The organism is Candidatus Vicinibacter proximus, from assembly GCA_016713905.1.
GTDB classification, from domain to species: domain Bacteria; phylum Bacteroidota; class Bacteroidia; order Chitinophagales; family Saprospiraceae; genus Vicinibacter; species Vicinibacter proximus.
Window position 1 is genome coordinate 795,766 of sequence record JADJOE010000001.1, and the last position, 21,789, is coordinate 817,554.

A 21,789-nucleotide genomic window follows, 5' to 3' on the forward strand; every position below is an offset into this window, starting at 1 on the left:
TGATTCTATTTTTACCTGACTAAAATTTCGACCACCGTCAATTATTTTTCGACACTTTTAAAGAAACCTCTTTAAGATCGTATTCAACCTTCTTAGGTGAAGTCTAAGCTTAATTGTAAATTTGCGGTTTGAGTAAAAAATATTCATGGAATTATTGCAAAAATTAGGGGCTATTCTTGAGCGATTCCAGTTTCTGGAAGAGCGTATGGCTGACCCTGAGGTTGTCACCAACATCTCAGAGTACAAAAAGATCAGCAAGGAATATAAAGACCTTGAGCAAATCATGAAGCTGTTTCATGAATACAAGAAAAATTTATCCAATATTGAAGGAGCAAAAGAGATCCTGGGATCTGGGGATAAAGAAATGGTGGAAATGGCCAGTGAGGAATTGGCATCGGCGGAAGCGGAGGTAACCAGGTTGGAAGAAGAATTGAAACTGCTCTTAGTGCCAAAGGATCCTGAAGACAGCAAGGATGTTATATTTGAAATTCGTTCAGGAACAGGCGGAAATGAAGCTAGTTTGTTTGCCGGAGACCTGTTTAGAATGTACACCAGGTATTTTGATATGCAGGGCTGGACCCATGAAGTTGTTTTTGAGAATGAAGGTTCAGTAGGTGGTTATAACAAAATTGTGATGGATGTATCTGGTACGGATGTGTATGGAAAGTTAAAATTTGAATCCGGAGCGCATAGGGTTCAACGTGTTCCAGATACAGAAGCATCGGGAAGAATACACACTTCCGCAGCGACGGTTGTGGTAATGCCGAAGCTAGAGTTAGAAGATGTAAACATCAACAAGTCAGATCTCAAAGTGGATACATTCAGATCTTCCGGAGCGGGAGGTCAGCACGTCAACAAAACAGAATCCGGTGTACGATTTACACACCTTCCTACAGGGGCTGTTGCGGAAAGTACAGACAGCAGAAGCCAACATAAGAACAGAGAAATTGCGATGGGTAGATTAATTCAGAAAATCCGTGACAGCCAGGTGGAGCAACACGAATCAGCCATTGCAGCGAAAAGAAAAACGCTTGTGGGATCCGGTGATCGATCTGACAAAATCCGGACCTATAATTTTCCACAAAACCGCATGACTGATCACAGGATTAATCTGACGATGTATAATTTAGGAGATATTATGAATGGGCATATCGATGAAATTATCGAAGCATTGAGAGTTGCAGAAAACCTGGAAAAGCTAAAGCAGGCAGAGGAAGTTTAAGAATTTCAAATAGTAAGATTTATATATTTTAAATAAAAAAGCCCGGAAATCTTCCCGGGCTTTTTTATTAATATGTTCGAACAATAATGAATTATTGTTTAATGGTTAAGACAAAGTGATCCAGGTTGTCTCCATTTGGCTGTCCCAAAGGCGGAGTGATAAAAATATTGGTAATTTTTACTGCCCAGTAAAAGTTGCCGCTTTTAATGAGGTAAACATCATCCTTTTTACCTGTAACAGGGCTATTTACATCGGTTCCCAAATTGTATTCAGATTGAATATTTGGTTTAGTGGTTAATGCGTCGAAACTAAATCCGACTCCAGGTTTCCTGATGGTTGTTTCAGAAGATGTAGGGCTGAATTGTTGTGACCAATCCAGGCTTGGTAATAAATTACCACCGGCAGCTAATTCTGCAGTTGGATCGGTAGAGCCTGTTTCATTTCCTGTATGCAGATCAATACCACCCTGACCAGCAGGAGAAGCACTGTTTGTTAATTTTTTATTGGTTAAGGTAGTAATTCTGATATCGTTGGTGGTGATCGTAAAGCTAATGTCATCTGTCTTACCAGCTTCATCTTCTAATTCCACGGTATACAAAATAGTGTCCGAATTTGATTCAGAAGGAAACTCAATTGTATAGGTAAATCCACTTTTATCTGAAGCATTCAATATCAGAATTGGGTTGGAAGAGGCAGCCGTACCATTAACTTTCATGGTAGTAAAATCTACATGTTGTTCTGATCCAGATCCATTCTTAGAATTAATGTGCAGTACTTTTAACGGACTGTCCCCTTTAGTGCCCGTAATTTTTATATTAATGGGTACTCCTCCAGTAAGTGTTGCGTCACCGGTTAAAAAACCAGCTCCAGGGTTAGTCGTAAAATCAATAGATGGCCCGCTGTCACCGATGTTATTGTCATCTCCTGTACAAGCGTTGAATGTAACCAGGAGAATGCCAAATGCCAGTAAATAGAATAAATTTTTCATTATATATAATTTTAATGTTTTGAATAAATTATTTAATCAGTTGTTTGATTTTCTTGATAATAGCCAATTCATCTCTCATGATGTTGGCACTTGGAACGAAACTCTTGAATTTTTCTTTATTCATTTTCATCTCCAGATTGACTTCATCAGAAGGTTTTAATTTTACGGATTTCATTACAGATCCTATCACTTTCCCATTTTTAAAGAAGTAATTAGTAGCTGTAAATAGCAACTTTCCTTTAGCCTTAACGGTATTTTTTTCAAAATGACTGCTGGCAATTAAATCAGAACCTTCGAAATAAAATTTAGACGTCTTTTCGCCCACGGATGAAGTGGAATTTTTTGTAATTTTTTTAATGTTGCCATTTGCATCAGAGAATATAGAAACTGTTCCTTTCTCACCAGCTTTAAGGTTGGCGGACTTTTCTACTAGACTTGCGTCATTATCCAAAGAACTTACTGTGGCTTCTATCATGGACTGATCAGAAGTTGTGGAAGCAGCTGCATCCGCTGTTCCTTTTTTTGAGCTGCTACAAGAAGTGATCATTGCACTCATTGAAAGAAAACTGAAGAAAATAAATAGTGACTTGAATTTCATATAACTTGTTTTTTAATTTGGTATAAAGGTCAGAATTCCGGTGTAAACAAAATTTAAGGCTTAGCTTAATTTATGGTAATATTTTGTTAAAAATACGAACTTTATTCAAGAAATACAAATATAATTTACTGGTTATCTACATTCGCTTCATCAATTAAAACAAGAAGCATTTGGAATTAAACGAAAGTGGTTTAGTACTTGGGCTGATGTCCGGAACCTCCCTGGATGGTTTAGATATAGCTGCATGTCGATTTAAGTCAGGTGGTTCAGGGAAATTGGATTTTGAAATTGTAGCCGCAAGCTCGATTCCATATGACAATTATTGGCGTAGTGCGTTGGAACAAGCTTTTTATTTGAATCCTAAGCAATTAGAGGAACTCAGTTATTCCTATGCGGCATTCATTGCTGAACAAATCAAAGATTTTTATAAAAATCATGAAATACTACCTGATCTGATATCCAGTCATGGCCACACCGTACACCACAGACCTTCAGATAAAGTTTCTCTACAGATTGGAGATGGAAGAACCATAAGAGAGATTACGGGAATACCTACGGTGTGTAATTTCAGAATTCAGGATGTGTTAAAAGGGGGACAAGGGGCGCCATTAGTCCCGATAGGGGATGATTTGCTTTTTAGTGCTTTTGATTATTGTCTCAATTTGGGTGGATTTGCCAATATTTCTTGGAAATCAGAAGATAGGCGTCTGGCATGTGATATTGTGCCATGCAATATGGTGCTCAATAAATTAGCAAACAGGATGAACTTTCCATATGATGATCGTGGAAATTTAGCATCCGGTGGCATAGTTCAAGATCAACTGTTGGAAGAATGGAATCAATTGGAATACTACCATTTGCCCTTTCCTAAAAGCTTAGGCAGAGAGTGGTTTCTTAATTCTTTTGAACCGATTTTGAATAAATATCAATTGGATACCAAAGACTTATTGCGCACCGCTACAGAGCACATCAGCGATCAGTTGGCAAATTTTATTCGTAAAATTGAAACTGGAACTAAGGCAAAAATTCTTCTGACAGGGGGTGGGACATATAATGACTATTTAATCAAAAGACTAAGCCAAAAGCTTCCAGGGCATTTTGACTTGGTTGTGCCTTCTGAGGTAATTATAGACTTCAAAGAAGCCCTGATATTTGCTCTGTTGGGTTATTTGAGGAAATTGGGTATGGTCAACACTCTGAACTCGGTCACCGGAGCTTATGAAGATCATTGCTCCGGTGAGTATTTTCCATGATTTACTTTTGAGGCATTGGGAGGTATTTGATTTTTACAGTTACCTCTATTTCTTTGGCTATTTTATCTCTTACAACGGAAGGAATGGAGATTTTGTAATCTTCGCATTTGATTTTAAAATGTGTTTCAGAACTCAAGCCTCCTGCTTCAACTTTGACTTCTGCGGGAACCTTTATTTTGTTGGTTACACCATGCATAGTCATATCTCCGGATACCATCACTTTATAATTACCTGGTTTGGTTAAATCGAGAACACTATAGTTTTCTATGGCGCCTTTAAAAGTTGCTTTTGGGTATTTCCCGGACTCCATATAATTTTCATTAAAGTGCTCTTGCATTAGTGCTCTATCAAATTGAAAGGCATTAATTAAAGCAGCAAATTCAACTCTTCCGCTGGATAAGTCAAAAACTGTACTGCCGGTATTGTTAACAGCTTCAATTTTTTCCATTGGAGAGTCTGAATGAAATTTAATGTATGCATTTTTTGCAAAATATCTTTGGGCGCTTAGATTGCCAAAAACTAAAATCGAGGCAAATAGGAAAATCAGTTTTTTCATTGTATTTGTTTAAACATTAGACGCTAAAATACTCCGAAAGTATTCACTCAAATTCAAGGATAACAAAACTTTAACTTTGGAAGATTTCCCCTAAGTAAGCCAATTAAATTATTGGATAATTTTATCTGGATTGGCCTTGATAAAGCTTTTCCAGTTTTTGACTTTCGAAGTCGGGCCTATGGCTGAATTTGCCTGACAACTGTAACAATAAGCCGCTGCGAGTGCATCGGAGGCATCCAGATAGTGCACTTCAATTTTATAATTAAGTAACCTGCTGACCATATCGGCGACTTGTTCCTTTGAGGCATTCCCATTTCCGGTAACAGACTTTTTAATCCTTTTGGCAGAAAATTCAAAAATTTTTACACCCATGACCATTGCAGCTGCTATTGCCACCCCCTGGGCACGTCCAAGCTTTAGCATCGATTGCGCATTTTTTCCATAAAAGGGCAGTTCTATCGACAGAATGCCGGTATGATAGGTCTCAATGATTTCCTGTATTTGTAGAAATATTTCTTTTAGCTTGGATTGATCATCTTCTTCGTGTTTCAAATGGATTACATTACAATCCAAAACTCTGGATTGTTGCCCATTCAATTCCAATACCCCAAATCCCAATATATTGGTTCCCGGATCAATTCCTAAAATTCTATTTGGATTTAAGAGCATATTAAATATTTGCAAAAGTATAAGAAATTAACTGTCTATTGTATAACAATCGTTATAAATAGCGTTCTTGCATATAAGTTTTATGAAATTGAAAATTAAGGCAGCTTTCAGTGTGGTTCTTGCATGGATATCCTTTGTTGGGGTAGGGTACTATTTATGGACGAGTATTTTTTTTTTAAATAAATTGACTTTCATCCACATCCCATCTTTATTGTTGGTTTTGTTATTGATGCCATTAAACTGGATTTTTGAAAGCTTGAAAATATATCAAAAATTCAATTTGAACTATTCCTTTATGGAATGTGTCTGGATTACGCTTAAAGGTTTAGGACTTTCACTGGTTACTCCAATGGGAATGGGCGTTTTTCTTGGAAGAGCAATGTTTGAAGATCAAACAAGAAGACAGAATTTATTGACGGCAACTGCATTTTCTTCTTATGCACAAAGTATGGTAACTTTTGGCATAGGAATGTTTGCTTTTTTTAAGATGGGGCCCTTGGGAGAGATAGGTTTTACATCTGAATTAAATAATTATTTGGTGATTAATTTTTTACTTTTTCTTGTAATAGCAATATTGTTTTGGATTTTTCTGATGAATGGCAAACATCTCTTAAGGCGTATTTATATGCCAAAGTTGCCAAATTCAAATGATGGGACTAAAATATATAACTCCCTTGCAAGTTTATTGTTGTTGTCTTTTGTGCGATATTTAGTATTCGGATTTCAATATTTGTTTTTGTTGATGCCATTTTATTCCGAAGACTGGAGAGATCTCATTTTTCCGGTTGCTGTTATTTTTATGATTCAATCCATGATCGTAATTCCTCCAATGATTTCGGGACTTTTCAGAGGGGGGATTGCTGTGTGTGTCCTCACTCCTTTTGGTATAGATTTGGATGTTTGCTTAGGAATTGCTTCCACCTTATTTCTTATTAATCTTATTCTACCGGCATTGGCAGGTAATTTTTTATTATTTGGTGATCTTAGAACTCAAAATGGATTTAAATTGTTGACCAAGGAATGAACAATCCAAAATTAAGCAGGATGCGTTTACTATTTTTAAGTTTTTATTTGCTCATGATCTTTGGGGTATCCCCAATTTTTGCAAGAGATACACCATTTGTAGCGGGAGAAAGGATTGTATACAAGTTGTACTATAATTGGAATTTTGTATGGCTTTCTGCAGGTGAAGTAATATTTGAGATTAAAGATGAGGGGGATTATTATCATATTGATGTAACAGGGAGGACGTATCCATCCTATGAGTGGTTTTATAAAGTCAGGGATAAGTACCACAGTTATATTGATAAAAAGACACTGTTGCCTGTTTTGTATATAAGAGACATTCAACAAGGTTCTTACATACATTATGAGAAAATTGAGTTTGATTACATAAATAAACGAATAACATCTTATACAGGTCGCACAATGAAAGAAGCCCGACCAAAAGTTATTCCAATGCCTTACCATGTTTACGATTTGGTTTCTTCCATGTATTTCCTGCGTGGAATCAATCTCAATGAATTTAAATCTTCTAAAAAAGTGGATTTTAGTTTGGTTCTGGATAACAGAATCTACGATATGGATCTCATTTGTCAGAAGGAGCACAAAAATTTTAGTGTAAAGGAAAGCGGCAATTTCAAAGTCCTTGAATGTCAAGGCGAGTTAATTTCAGGTGGGATGTTTAAAGAAGATACAAAGATGAAAGTCTATGTGGGGGATGATGAAAATAAACTTCCCTTAGTTATTGAATCGCCATTGGCAGTAGGATCTGTTAAAGCAGTTTTAAAAAGTTATGAAAATCTAAAACATCCTTTGACTTCCAAAAAATAAATCATGAGATTATTTTTAATGACCCTGTCCCTCGTATTAAGTTTTGCCATTGGGTTTTATTCAGGAATTGGGTTCAGCACTAAAAAAGTAAAGAGCGAAGTAGGATCTACACTTATGCTGGAGCGTATTCGCGAAGTCTTCAAAGTAGCAGCAATGGAGGCGGAATACAGTGAATTGTTTACACATAAAGATTACACCTGGTTTGATTTAAGTCCATTTAGGAAAGTAGCCATCGTTAGAGTTAAAGCAAAAGTCCTTGCAGGATTTGATTTAGACACCAGTCAGGTTAAAATTGATGAAGAAAGAAAAACAATTTTCCTGCATTTTCAGTCTAATGCAAAAATTTTATCCCTGGATCACCAATTGGATTATTTTGATTTGCAGCAAGGTACATTTAACTACTTCACCCCTCAGGAACTTACCTTAATACAAGATAAGGCCAGAGATATTATATTGAGAAAGGCAGAGGGTTCGGATTTACTTAAAAGGGCAGATGCAAGAAGATTAGAATTAGTCAAAGGCATCGATGAGTTATGTAAAAACCTTGGGTGGAGGGTAGAAATGGTGATCACCCCGGAATCTAAAAAACCTTTTATTCAATAAATCTTGCAATTTTTTAAGAATTGCACAAGGTTCACATTTTTTTTTGCAGATATTCCATTCCTTTCATTTACAAATCATTATAAAATTATATGTGGTGTTAAGGGTGAAAATTTAGTTTATGCAAAATTTGTAATACACTTGGAGAGATATAGCATGTAATAATATTGTTATTCGCTAAAATGGCTTAGATTAAATTTGGCTTAGCGGATAAACCTTAAATTTTCTTTAACATATATAGTGAATCATTTCGACTTCCGGGTGCGTTTTGTTATCATCATGAGTTAATAAATAGGCTTCGTTTTAAAATCGGGATAAGATTCCCACAGGGATTAGGGAAGTCATCTCCAACAAGTTGGAGATGGCTTTTTTTATTTTTGCGACTTTTTACAACTTAAGGAGGAAGCCACATTTTTTAATCCACCCTGGTATGTAGTTTTCTACACTGGATTTAAATCTTCTGGCGAGAAATCTACCGTATTTTATGTTGTGGATTACACAAGCTTCACTTACCAATTCATTTTTAATGTGGCATACAAAATTTTTAATGGCAATTTATATATTAGAATTTCAATTCTAAGTCAAAATACCATCAAATAATTAGTTTATCGGTTTCGAACTGGATGGAGTAGGATCTATTTCACAGAATCAACTTCCGATCATTACTTTGAAATCATTCAAAGGTCAATCACTTTTATGGGTTCTTTTATGAATAGTTCTATGGCATTTCTTCATGAAATCCTAATTCGTAAAATGATACAAATTTTATTGGAATGATATTTTTGAGAAAGTAAGGATCTTTCACTCAAAGTTCCGGACCATAGAATTTTTTTTATCCAATTTTCAAATTCTGGAACTAAGTATAAACGTTATGTTTAATGTTAATTTATAAAATTTTTTAAATTAATCACTTATGCTTTATATTTAAATTAAATGTAATTTGTAAAATTAATTTTTAAATTTTCTCCAAGTCACTTTTCTAAAAATCCACAGACTTTTTTTATCCAATTCATTGAAATTCCCATGTAATCCATAGGGGCATTTAGATTTTTTCTTGTCATGAGAGTAGTGAAATCAGATTGATTTGACTCATTAAATATTTTTTTAATGGTTAACTATTTGATTTTGCGATTTCTGAATTTTTACTCAGAAATTTTAAAACTCATTAGAAAAACAAATTTTTTCAAATCATGATGAAGCGTTACCAAATTAAAAGATTTCAATTGTTATGGATTCTTTTATTCTTTGCTTTTCAATTTTCGAAAGCGACCAACTGTACTTGTCCAAACAATGTCGTACAGAATCCTAGTTTCGAGAATGGGATTACAAACTGGACATATTTTAACGGAAACTTTTCAGCAAATACATATGCCGCGCAATGCGGTACGTATGCAGGACATTTTCAGCATACAAGTGGTAACGGGGGATTTTATCAGGATCTCACAAATGTAGCAGTTGGATCAAAGTTAACCATCAGTTTTTATGGAGGAGTTCACGACAATTCCTTTAATCAGAGATTTGGGTTGTTTTATCTCAACAGTGCCGGTGTTCAGATTGGTGGAGACTCAGTTAATGTCGATGGTCCATTACCTAATATGAGTTTTTACACCATAATTTCCACGGTGCCAAGTGGGACATCCAAGGTTAGAATAATGGGGAAGGCTAGTGGTAATTGGTTGAAAGTCGATCAAATTTGTTTGAATGTAGAGCAGCCATGTGTGAATTTTACAGCATTGGCACAATCCGATTTAAACCTTGTAAAAACCAGAAGCTGGACCAATCAAATTACATGTGGTAGCGAACCGGAAAGAATTTTTTATGCAGATTGTTTATTGGACAATATAAGTGGAGGAACAGTAGGGAATAGGAAACTATGGAAAGTTGTTTCAGCTGGAACTTTTAAGGAATATTGTGACGGCACAGCTTATGCAGAAGTTCAGGTTCAAAATGTGGATTTACCAACTTATAAATTCAACATCACCTTAATTCTTAGTGGTAGAACTTTTACTGCTCCTGCAGGAAGTCCACATCTTGAAGGGTGCACAAGTTCCAGTAAAACTAACTGGTATTATTACACAAGCTTAAAAGGCTCATTTGTTGGGTTAGAAAGTCTGGCAGGGGGAGTTTTAGCCGTAACAGGTAAAATGGCTGCTTTCCAAATGGGTACCAATGCAAGTTTATATGGTGTCCTTGGAAATTTTGGTGCAAGTTCATGGATGGATTATGCTATAATTTGTCAACCTAATGGTTTCAATTTAAAACCAGATTGTCAATTTGACTTTAATTTCTTTTTGAGTGGTGGAGATTTATTGGCATCGGATGCAAGTAATTGCGGAAAAATATGTGTTGGACAAAGTACTAACTTAAACGGGTATGCTGTTGGCGGTAAGCCGGCATATACTTATTCCTGGAGCCACGGTCTTGGAACAGGTCAAACTAAATCTGTTAGTCCTGCAACTACAACCACTTACACCGTAACAGCTACTGATGCTAACGGTTGCACTGCAACCGATGCAGTAATGATTATGGTTAATCCTGCACCAACGGTTGACGCAGGTGCTAATCAAATACTTTGTCCGGGTAAATGTACAGACTTAACAGCAACAGCTAGTGGAGGAACATCACCATATACTTATACCTGGGATAAAGGTCTTGGTACAGGTCAAACCAAAAATGTATGTCCAAGTGTTACCACCACCTATACAGTCACAGTAACAGATGCAAAAGGATGCACAGCAACCGATGCCGTTACGGTCACTGTGAATCCAAATATTCTGGTGACCATCACTAAAATTGATGCAAAATGTGGAATATTAAACGGATCTGCAACAGCAAATCCAACTGGCGGAACCCAACCTTACACGTATAAGTGGTCAAATGGTCCAACTACCCAAATAAACAGTAATATAGGTCCAGGTACTTATACAGTAACAGTTACTGACTCTAAAGGATGTACCGCAACAGCTTCAACTGCCATCATAAATATCGGCGGCCCAAGTCTTGATGCGGGAGTAGACAAATCCATTTGTATAGGTAGCAATGCAAACCTTACTGCAAATGCAACCGGAGGTACAACTCCTTATACTTATGTTTGGGACAATGGACTTGGAACAGGTCAAAATAAAACTGTTTCACCGACAGTAACAACTACCTATTCTGTAACTGTTACAGATGCAAATGGTTGTACAGCTGCTGATCAGGTGAAAGTTATAGTCTTTCCAAATCCAATGGTTACCATCAATAAGAATGATGCTAAATGTGGTATCTCTAATGGTTCAGCAACTGCAAATCCAAGTGGAGGTACCTCACCATATTCGTACAATTGGTCCAATGGCAGCACGACACAAAGCATCAGCAATTTATCGGCAGGAAACTACATTGTCACCGTTACAGAGTGAAAGTGATCATCTATCCAAACCCAAGTGTAAGCATAGACAAATGGCATGCAAAATGTGGTTTTGCAAATGGCTCAGCCACAGCGAATGCAAGTGGAGGCACCTCACCATATACGTACAATTGGTCCAATGGAGGAACGACACAAAGCATCAGCAATTTATCGGCAGGAAACTACAGTGTTACCGTTACCGACAGCAAAGGATGTACGGCAACAGCGAGTACCACCATCAACAATACAGGCCCTACAGTAGATGCAGGTTCAGATAAATCAGGTGTGTAGGATCTACCTTCAATTTGAGTGGACAGCCAATGGGGTACATCACCATACACTTATGCATGGGATAATGGATTAGAAACGGACAAAACAAACCGTAAATCCGGGATTCACAACCACGTATACCGTTACAGTTACGGATGCAAACGGATGTACGGCAGTAGATCAGGTGAAAGTGATCATCTATCCAAACCCAAGTGTAAGCATAGACAAATGGCATGCAAAATGTGGTTTTGCAATGGCTCAGCCACAGCGAATGCAAGTGGAGGCACCTCACCATATACGTACAATTGGTCCAATGGCGGAACGACACAAAGCATCAGCAATTTATCGGCAGGAAACTACAGTGTTACGGTTACAGACAGCAAAGGATGTACTGCAACAGCAAGTACCACAATCAACAATACAAACGGACCGACAGTAGATGCGGGTGCGGATAAATCAGGTTGTGTAGGATCTACCTTCAATTTGAGTGCGACAGCCAATGGTGGTACATCACCATACACTTATGCATGGGATAATGGATTAGGAAACGGACAAAACAAAACCGTAAATCCGGGATTCACGACCACGTATACCGTTACAGTTACAGATGCAAACGGATGTACAGCAGTAGATCAGGTGAAAGTGATTATCTATCCAAACCCAAGTGTAAGCATAGACAAATGGCATGCAAAATGTGGTTTTGCAAATGGCTCAGCCACAGCGAACGCAAGTGGAGGCACCTCACCATATACGTACAATTGGTCCAATGGCGGAACGACACAAAGCATCAGCAATTTATCGGCAGGAAACTACAGTGTTACGGTTACAGACAGCAAAGGATGTACAGCAACAGCGAGTACTACAATAAATAATATCAGTGGCCCTACAGTAGATGCAGGTTCAGATAAATCAGGTTGTGTAGGATCTACCTTCAATTTGAGTGCGACAGCCAATGGCGGTACAACACCATACACGTATGCATGGGATAATGGATTAGGAAACGGACAAAACAAAACCGTAAATCCGGGATTCACGACCACGTATACCGTTACAGTTACCGATGCAAACGGATGTACGGCAGTAGATCAGGTGAAAGTGATTATCTATCCAAACCCAAGTGTAAGCATAGACAAATGGCATGCAAAATGTGGTTTTGCAAATGGCTCAGCCACAGCGAATGCAAGTGGAGGCACCTCACCATATACGTACAATTGGTCCAATGGCGGAACGACACAAAGCATCAGCAATTTATCGGCAGGAAACTACGGTGTTACGGTTACAGACAGCAAAGGATGTACAGCAACAGCGAGTACCACAATCAATAATATCAGTGGCCCGACAGTAGATGCAGGTTCAGATAAATCAGGTTGTGTAGGATCTACCTTCAATTTGAGTGCGACAGCCAATGGCGGTACATCACCATACACGTATGCATGGGATAATGGATTAGGGAACGGACAAAACAAAACCGTAAATCCGGGATTCACGACCACGTATACCGTTACGGTTACGGATGCAAACGGATGTACGGCAGTAGATCAAGTGAAAGTGATCATCTATCCAAACCCAAGTGTAAGCATAGACAAATGGCATGCAAAATGTGGTTTTGCAAATGGCTCAGCCACAGCGAATGCAAGTGGAGGCACCTCACCATATACGTACAATTGGTCCAATGGCGGAACGACACAAAGCATCAGCAATTTATCGGCAGGAAACTACAGTGTTACGGTTACAGACAGCAAAGGATGTACAGCAACAGCGAGTACTACAATAAATAATATCAGTGGCCCTACAGTAGATGCAGGTTCAGATAAATCAGGATGTGTAGGATCTACCTTCAATTTGAGTGCGACAGCCAATGGCGGTACATCACCATACACTTATGCATGGGATAATGGATTAGGAAACGGACAAAACAAAACCGTAAATCCGGGATTCACAACCACGTATACCGTTACAGTTACGGATGCAAACGGATGTACGGCAGTAGATCAGGTGAAAGTGATCATCTATCCAAACCCAAGTGTAAGCATAGACAAATGGCATGCAAAATGTGGTTTTGCAAATGGCTCAGCCACAGCGAATGCAAGTGGAGGCACCTCACCATATACGTACAATTGGTCCAATGGCGGAACGACACAAAGCATCAGCAATTTATCGGCAGGAAACTACAGTGTTACGGTTACAGACAGCAAAGGATGTACTGCAACAGCAAGTACCACGATCAACAATACAAACGGGCCGACAGTAGATGCAGGTTCAGATAAATCAGGTTGTGTAGGATCTACCTTCAATTTGAGTGCGACAGCCAATGGTGGTACATCACCATACACGTATGCATGGGATAATGGATTAGGAAACGGACAAAACAAAACCGTAAATCCGGGATTCACGACCACGTATACCGTTACAGTTACAGATGCAAACGGATGTACAGCAGTAGATCAGGTGAAAGTGATTATCTATCCAAACCCAAGTGTAAGCATAGACAAATGGCATGCAAAATGTGGTTTTGCAAATGGCTCAGCCACAGCGAACGCAAGTGGAGGCACCTCACCATATACGTACAATTGGTCCAATGGCGGAACGACACAAAGCATCAGCAATTTATCGGCAGGAAACTACAGTGTTACGGTTACAGACAGCAAAGGATGTACAGCAACAGCGAGTACTACAATCAACAATATCAGTGGCCCTACAGTAGATGCAGGTTCAGATAAATCAGGTTGTGTAGGATCTACCTTCAATTTGAGTGCGACAGCCAATGGCGGTACAACACCATACACGTATGCATGGGATAATGGATTAGGAAACGGACAAAACAAAACCGTAAATCCGGGATTCACGACCACGTATACCGTTACAGTTACCGATGCAAACGGATGTACAGCAGTAGATCAGGTGAAAGTGATTATCTATCCAAACCCAAGTGTAAGCATAGACAAATGGCATGCAAAATGTGGTTTTGCAAATGGCTCAGCCACAGCGAATGCAAGTGGAGGCACCTCACCATATACGTACAATTGGTCCAATGGCGGAACGACACAAAGCATCAGCAATTTATCGGCAGGAAACTACAGTGTTACGGTTACAGACAGCAAAGGATGTACTGCAACAGCAAGTACCACGATCAACAATACAAACGGGCCGACAGTAGATGCAGGTTCAGATAAATCAGGTTGTGTAGGATCTACCTTCAATTTGAGTGCGACAGCCAATGGCGGTACAACACCATACACTTATGCATGGGATAATGGATTAGGGAACGGACAAAACAAAACCGTAAATCCGGGATTCACTACCACGTATACCGTTACGGTTACGGATGCAAACGGATGTACGGCAGTAGATCAAGTGAAAGTGATCATCTATCCAAACCCAAGTGTAAGCATAGACAAATGGCATGCAAAATGTGGTTTTGCAAATGGCTCAGCCACAGCGAATGCAAGTGGAGGCACCTCACCATATACGTACAATTGGTCCAATGGAGGAACGACACAAAGCATCAGCAATTTATCGGCAGGAAACTACAGTGTTACAGTTACAGACAGCAAAGGATGTACTGCAACAGCAAGTACCACAATCAACAATACAAACGGGCCTACAGTAGATGCGGGTGCGGATAAATCAGGTTGTGTAGGATCTACCTTCAATTTGAGTGCGACAGCCAATGGCGGTACAACACCATACACTTATGCATGGGATAATGGATTAGGAAACGGACAAAACAAAACCGTAAATCCGGGATTCACGACCACGTATACCGTTACAGTTACCGATGCAAACGGATGTACAGCAGTAGATCAGGTGAAAGTGATTATCTATCCAAACCCAAGTGTAAGCATAGACAAATGGCATGCAAAATGTGGTTTTGCAAATGGCTCAGCCACAGCGAACGCAAGTGGAGGCACCTCACCATATACGTACAATTGGTCCAATGGCGGAACGACACAAAGCATCAGCAATTTATCGGCAGGAAACTACAGTGTTACGGTTACAGACAGCAAAGGATGTACTGCAACAGCGAGTACCACAATCAACAATACAAACGGGCCTACAGTAGATGCAGGTTCAGATAAATCAGGATGTGTAGGATCTACCTTCAATTTGAGTGCGACAGCCAATGGCGGTACATCACCATACACTTATGCATGGGATAACGGATTAGGAAACGGACAAAACAAAACCGTAAATCCGGGATTCACAACCACGTATACCGTTCCAGTTACCGATGCAAACGGATGTACAGCAGTAGATCAGGTGAAAGTGATTATCTATCCAAACCCAAGTGTAAGCATAGACAAATGGCATGCAAAATGTGGTTTTGCAAATGGCTCAGCCACAGCGAACGCAAGTGGAGGCACCTCACCATATACGTACAATTGGTCCAATGGAGGAACGACACAAAGCATCAGCAATTTATCGGCAGGAAACTACAGTGTTACGGTTACAGACAGCAAAGGATGTACTGCAACAGCTAATACAACCATTAAGCAGTTTGATGGACCGACTGTAGATGCAGGCATTGATCAAGAGACTTGCAAAGGTCAATTAGTTTATCTAAATGCTTATGCCAATGGCGGCACATCACCATACACTTATGCATGGGATAACGGATTAGGAAATGGACAAAGTAAAACTGTGAGTCCGGCATTTACCAGCACTTACACAGTTACGGTTACAGATGCAAATGGATGTACTGCAACAGATAAAGTAAAAATTACAATATTGGATTGCAGTCCAAAAATTACGCATGAAAAAACATTAGCTTCAATAACTAAAGTTGGATTGAATACGTATAATGTAGTTTACCATATTCTAGTCAAAAATACTGGTTACGCCGGAGTTTATGATTTAAGTGACAAGTCAGGTTTTGATGATGATATAGCGATCAACACCGTTACCTATTCATCCAATGCTCCTGGAAATCCGGGAAATGTCTTGTTTGGAAGTGGACCTTGGAAACTTGCAGACAATCAAGCAATTTTTGCAAACACAAATCATTTATATGTCATCAATTTTAATGTCAAAATTGACTTAAGTGCAACATCTGGAGGCAACAATACTTATTATTCATGTGGAAGGTCATTGGTTAATAGACCTTCTGCCGGAGAAGCATTGTTTAATGAATCCCTATTAGACCTTAATGATGACGGATATTATGAAGAAAGAGACACAGCTTGCGGAGATTTACCATATATAGAGCATACAAAAACTCTAAGTAAATTGGTTCAGACCGGACCAAGGAATTTTCAGGTGAGTTACAATATTGTGGTAGTGAATAAAGGAGGAAAGGCAGATAATTATGCATTGGCGGATCGTCCGGCATTTGATAATGACATAAGCATTTTAGGTGCTAGATACAATACAGATGCTCCTGCACATCCTGCTAACCCGGGAAATATTAACCTTGCTGGTACAGGACCTTGGAATTTATCTTCAGGACAGAATATAAATCCGGGAGCAGTGCATACTTATACCATTCAGGTAGATGTATCTATAAATCTTGAGGATGGTAAGGGTGACAATCGTTACGATCAGTGCGGAAGAGCACAGTCTAGTTATCCGGTATCCAATGAGGGGTTATTTAATGAATCGCAGTTGGATATCAGTAGTGATGGAACTGTGGATCAAAAAGATACAGCCTGTGCTGATGTGCCATACATTGTTCATGAAAAATTTACACAAAATGTAATCGATCGTGGAAATGGTGATTATGGAGTTATCTACAAAATTGATGTTAAAAATCTTGGAGGTGCAAGTGGCCGTTATAATTTGGTGGATGCTCCTGGATTTGATAATGATTTTGTTATTCAAAGTGCAAATTATACTTCCAATGCAATTGGAAATATAGGTAATCCAAATCCAGTAAATTTGATTGGTAGTGGACCTTGGACGCTTGCAACAAATCAAAACATCAATGCTTTCAGTAGTCAGCAATATTATCTTACAGTAAATGCAATTATAGATTTGGTTGTAGCTGAATCACAAGGTGATGAAGTGTATAGCGCATGTGGAAGTAAAATCCAGGGAACTCCATCTTCTGGAGAAGGATTGTTCAATCAATCCACTTTAGATGTGAATATTGATGGGGTGATTGATCAAAGAGATACAACCTGTTATGATATTCAGTTCAATTTGTGTAGTCTTGGAGATTTTGTTTGGCATGATAAAAATGTGAATGGCAAACAAGATTTTGGCGAGGAAGGAATTGAGGGTGTGCCAGTATACTTGTATGATGCTACGACAAATACAGTAGTGAGAACCACGACCACAAATCAGTACGGGTATTATTTGTTTGACAAAATACAATGTGGAAAATTCTATGTGAAATTTGTGCCAAACGCCACTTGGACCATTACAACACCAAATGCAGCAAGCGATGTTTTAGATAGCGATGTAGATAATTCAAATGGACCTGGAACAACAGCAATGACATTCCTGAGCCCTGGAGAAGATGACTTGACATGGGATCTTGGATTATACAAATGTAGCATGATGGGAGGAAGGGTATTTTTTGATACCGATAAGGATGGTGTTTTTGATGCCATGGAGAATGGAATTAATGGTTTGGATGTATTTTTAATGGATGCAACGAGCGGAGTATCTATTGCAAAAACCAGGACATCCACGAATCCTTCAACACCATCTGATGACGGTTTCTATATGTTTAACTGTATTAAACCGGGAACCTATTATGTATTATTTGAGCGATTGGATCAATTGGCTTCCTCTGTAGCTTATCAGGGAGGTAGTTACGACAAAGATTCGGACATCAGTCATGAAAATGGATTGAACACAACTAAAAAGATTATTGTGCAAAGTGGAGACAAGATATTGAATATTGGTGCAGGTTTCATGATCAAAGCAACGGTTGGAGATTATGCATGGATAGATGCAAATGCAAATGGAATTCAGGATGGTGGTGAAAAACCTGCAGCCGGGATGAAGGTTTATGCATATTCAACAAGTGGCACGATGGTCAGTGAGGCGGTAACTGAAAGCAATGGACATTATATGTTGGATGGAATTGGTCAAGGTGATTACTATGTAAAATTTGTTCCATTGCCTGGATATGGTTTTACACAAGCGCATAAAGGACCTGAAACAATTGACAATGATGTAGATGGTGCAAATGGTTATGGAACAACAAGAGTTTATAGGCTTTTGTCAGGGGATGCGGTACCTAACATTGATGCAGGCTTAACCTCCCAGGCCTTACCAATTGAATGGCTAACGTTTGATGCATATTTTAATGGTAAAGGGACTGAATTGAATTGGACAACAGGTATTGAGCTTAACAACGATTATTACAGCATTGAAAGAAAGCATGAATCGGAGCGTGAATTTACAACAATAGGACAGATCGCAGCGGATGTAAATACTTCTGCAGCTGCACATGAATATGATTACTTGGATGGCGGAGTCAGCAAATCAGGAATTTACTATTACCGAATTAAGCAAGTCGATAAAGATGGAGTATTCAATTACAGTAAAGTAGTTTCAATCAAAGTTTCTGTAGATAAAAACTTAGGTGTGGTTATTTATCCAAACCCGGTAAATGAATTGCTTAAAGTTGAGTATTGGATCAATGGAGATACAGAAGTTGAAGTGACCGTTTTTGACCAAGCAGGTAAAAATGTATTTACCAATCCATTTGGAGGTTTCCGTAAATCCGGACAATATATAGAGGCTATTAATACTACTAACCTTGCACCTGGTCAGTATAGTCTTCAAATTAAAACTACCAACGGACTTGTGAATAAGCGATTTTCAGTATCGAGATAACTAATTTTGGGATCGATGAAATTTGGAAAAACAAGGCAGATTTATTAATCTGCCTTGTTTATTTTGGATTAATGTTAAATCAATGTTTCTATTTATATCATGGTAAGTTAGATTTATTTTGATTCTCAGCATTACGATTTTTTGTAAGCCTCGTATAATTTAATCAAAGTATGATTTGATTCACTTTTTAGAAGCTAATATTTCTGTGTTGCTCACTCAATTAAAAGGAATCGTTTTAGATAATATGGTATTGCAGAATAAAAGTGGATTTATTTCTGTTAAGAAGTTTTTTTTCCTATTTATATACTCAACATATTGTACCAGTTTTCTTCAGGGGAATTCGCTTTTTTTTAATTCAACTTATTTGTCTGCAATCGTAGAAAATGATGTACAAGTTTCCAATATTGGAGATTTTGTTTGGGAAGATATGAATGGTAATGGAATTCAGGATCCATCAGAGCTAGGGTTGAATGGAATACGAGTGGTATTGGAAGATACATCAGGAGCACAGATCGTGAGTATATTCACAAGTACTGGTGGGCCGCAGAATAAGCCTGGTTATTATCAATTTAATAATGTAGTTCCGGGTCAATATCAAATCCGTTTTATTATTCCTCTCCTTTTTAAGTTTACTAAAAAGGATATAGGAGGAAATGATGATCAGGACTCAGACGTGGATACGGTTACAGGATTGATTAAGCCGGTATTGTTAGAAGAAGGAGAGCAGAAGTCTAATTTGGATGCAGGTCTAATTAAGACGGCTACTCTAGGAAATTTCGTTTGGCTAGACAACAACGGAAACGGGATACAAGAGTCAGCCGAGTCAGGGATAAACGGAATAGTTGTTCAATTATATAATGAACAAGGTATTTTAGTTGGAATAAAAATCACTAATGTTAATCCAAATACTGGGACGAATGGCTGGTACGAATTTGCACAATTAATTCCGGGGAAATATTATGTAGCCATAATTCCTCCTCCTGCTTTTGGATTTATCCCCACAATTCCAAATGCCACGATTGAGTCTCTCGACTCTGACATTACAGGGGTAAATGGACCTGGTACGACTGAAATTATAAATCTTAGCTCAGGACAGAATCATAAGGATTTGGACGGAGGGTTTTATCAAGACAATTACATTGGGGATTTTATTTGGGAAGATATCAATCAGGATGGTATTCAAGATGTTACCGAACCTGGGATTAATGGAATTGTGGTTAGTTTGCTGGATGCAACAAATCAGAAGATAATAGATCAAAGGCTAACCAAGAATCATCCCACATCCGGAAAAGCAGGATATTATTTATTTGATAACTTGAGAATTGGAACCTATTATATCCAAGTAAACATACCAAAAGAGTTCGTTTGGACCATTCCAAATAACGGTTCAGATTTGCTGGATTCAGATGTTGATGAAACGCATGGTCCAAACACGACCGGTAATTATTTTGTTGGTGGCAACAATCACAATATGACTGTTGATGCAGGCATGATAAGGGGTGTAAAAGTTGGGAATTACATTTGGAACGATACAGGAATTGGTAATACCGGAACAGGACAAGGTGCTTTAAATGGCAAGCAGGATGTTGGAGAGCTTCCACAATCCAATGTCAAAGTATATTTAAAACAACTTAATAGTACTAAAATTTTGGAGACACATTCAGACACCAATGGAATATATTTTTTTTACGTAAAACCAAAAAGTGGGATATATTTTCTTGAATTTGACATTGGTTCCCAATATGCCTTTACTACAAGCGATTATAACAACAATATAGATGATGTTTTTGACAGTGATGTCAATGGTGCAAATGGGATTGGCACAACGCCAACATTTTCAGTGGATACATTGGATGTTTTAAAGTGGGATGCAGGTATTTATTTAAAATCTTTACCTCTGGAACTTGTTAGTTTTAATGCTGTACAACGTTCAAATGTCATTGAATTAAATTGGCAAACATTTAATGAATTTAATACCAGTCACTTTGAAGTGGAAAGAAAATATTTTCAAGGGGACCAGTTTAATTTTCTAGGTCATATTCATGCAGAAAATGGAATATCGAAAGTCAGCAATTATGTCTATTCAGATGATCATCTAATTGAAGATGGAATCTATTATTATCGATTAAAAATGGTTGACCAGGATAAATCATATCAATACAGTGATGTGGTTTCTGCAATTTTCCAAAATCAAAAATCAGAGGAGAACTTAAGGGTTAATGTTTACCCAAATCCGACTTCGGAATTTTTGAATTTGGAATTATACTCCGATCATGATGATGAAGTTGGTTATTCATTTTTTAATCTAAATGGGTCAAAAACATTTGAAGGTAAAACTACCATCCAGAAATCATCGTGTCAGAAAATTCAAATCAACTTAAAATTTTGTAACCCGGGATTATATTTAATTAAGGTTTGCAATCATTCTGAGCAAAAGATTTTCAAGTTACAATTCACTCATTAAAAGTTTTCTAATTGTATAACCTCTCTTCTGTGGAAGAGAGGTTATTTTATAGTTTAGAAGATCCTGTGCGATATTTACATCATTCATTCTGTTGGATTTTATTGGATTCAAAAAGCAAATTAGATTATACCTAAACACCAGCGTTTATTAGTTTTTTTAACTA

Annotated in this window: 13 protein-coding genes; 9 read left to right on the forward strand and 4 right to left on the reverse strand. The window is 38.1% G+C overall.

Translation table 11 applies throughout. The features are described 5' to 3' along the window. The first annotated feature begins 145 nt into the window (after positions 1–145). Complete coding sequence (prfA, locus tag IPJ83_03210) at positions 146–1,222, forward strand: peptide chain release factor 1 (GenBank protein ID MBK7879556.1); 1,077 nt, start codon at positions 146–148, stop codon at positions 1,220–1,222. A 91-nt stretch (positions 1,223–1,313) separates the two neighbouring features. On the opposite strand, the gene IPJ83_03215 is transcribed toward prfA, so the two are convergent. Next, the gene (locus tag IPJ83_03215; protein MBK7879557.1) at positions 1,314–2,210 is read right to left on the reverse strand and encodes a hypothetical protein; all 897 of its coding nucleotides are present in this window, start codon (positions 2,208–2,210) and stop codon (positions 1,314–1,316) included. Positions 2,211–2,238: 28 nt separating this feature from the next. Next, positions 2,239–2,808, reverse strand: a complete 570-nt coding sequence (locus IPJ83_03220) for a hypothetical protein (GenBank protein ID MBK7879558.1) — start codon at positions 2,806–2,808, stop codon at positions 2,239–2,241. A 170-nt stretch (positions 2,809–2,978) separates the two neighbouring features. Here IPJ83_03220 and IPJ83_03225 point away from each other — a divergent pair, with 170 nt between their 5' ends. Further along, positions 2,979–4,061 carry an anhydro-N-acetylmuramic acid kinase gene (locus IPJ83_03225; GenBank protein MBK7879559.1) on the forward strand — a complete coding sequence of 361 codons (1,083 nt, stop codon included), beginning with the start codon at positions 2,979–2,981 and terminating at the stop codon, positions 4,059–4,061. A 1-nt stretch (position 4,062) separates the two neighbouring features. Here the strand turns inward: IPJ83_03225 and IPJ83_03230 are convergent, their stop codons facing one another. Beyond that, positions 4,063–4,617, reverse strand: a complete 555-nt coding sequence (locus IPJ83_03230; protein MBK7879560.1) for a YceI family protein — start codon at positions 4,615–4,617, stop codon at positions 4,063–4,065. A 108-nt stretch (positions 4,618–4,725) separates the two neighbouring features. Then, the gene (ruvC, locus tag IPJ83_03235) at positions 4,726–5,286 is read right to left on the reverse strand and encodes a crossover junction endodeoxyribonuclease RuvC (GenBank protein MBK7879561.1); all 561 of its coding nucleotides are present in this window, start codon (positions 5,284–5,286) and stop codon (positions 4,726–4,728) included. 82 nt (positions 5,287–5,368) lie between these two features. Between ruvC and IPJ83_03240 the strand changes: the two genes are divergently transcribed. The 7 genes from IPJ83_03240 to IPJ83_03270 all read left to right on the forward strand — a co-directional run bounded on the left by IPJ83_03240 (position 5,369) and on the right by IPJ83_03270 (position 21,626). Beyond that, a complete protein-coding gene (locus tag IPJ83_03240) occupies positions 5,369–6,310 on the forward strand; it encodes a hypothetical protein (GenBank protein ID MBK7879562.1) in 942 nt (313 codons plus the stop codon). A 20-nt stretch (positions 6,311–6,330) separates the two neighbouring features. Further along, the gene (locus IPJ83_03245) at positions 6,331–7,119 is read left to right on the forward strand and encodes a DUF3108 domain-containing protein (protein MBK7879563.1); all 789 of its coding nucleotides are present in this window, start codon (positions 6,331–6,333) and stop codon (positions 7,117–7,119) included. Positions 7,120–7,122: 3 nt separating this feature from the next. Further along, a complete protein-coding gene (locus tag IPJ83_03250) occupies positions 7,123–7,722 on the forward strand; it encodes a DUF4230 domain-containing protein (GenBank protein ID MBK7879564.1) in 600 nt (199 codons plus the stop codon). A gap of 1,187 nt (positions 7,723–8,909) precedes the next feature. Further along, on the forward strand, positions 8,910–11,117 hold the full coding sequence (locus IPJ83_03255; protein ID MBK7879565.1) for a hypothetical protein: 2,208 nt from the start codon (positions 8,910–8,912) through the stop codon (positions 11,115–11,117). Next, positions 11,114–11,395, forward strand: a complete 282-nt coding sequence (locus IPJ83_03260) for a SprB repeat-containing protein (protein ID MBK7879566.1) — start codon at positions 11,114–11,116, stop codon at positions 11,393–11,395. Before IPJ83_03255 ends, IPJ83_03260 begins: the two co-directional genes overlap by 4 nt. 18 nt (positions 11,396–11,413) lie before the next feature. Further along, positions 11,414–19,162, forward strand: coding sequence for a T9SS type A sorting domain-containing protein (locus IPJ83_03265; protein ID MBK7879567.1), 7,749 nt, complete (start codon positions 11,414–11,416; stop codon positions 19,160–19,162). Positions 19,163–19,337: 175 nt separating this feature from the next. Then, positions 19,338–21,626, forward strand: a complete 2,289-nt coding sequence (locus IPJ83_03270; GenBank protein MBK7879568.1) for a T9SS type A sorting domain-containing protein — start codon at positions 19,338–19,340, stop codon at positions 21,624–21,626. Positions 21,627–21,789: the final 163 nt, after the last annotated feature.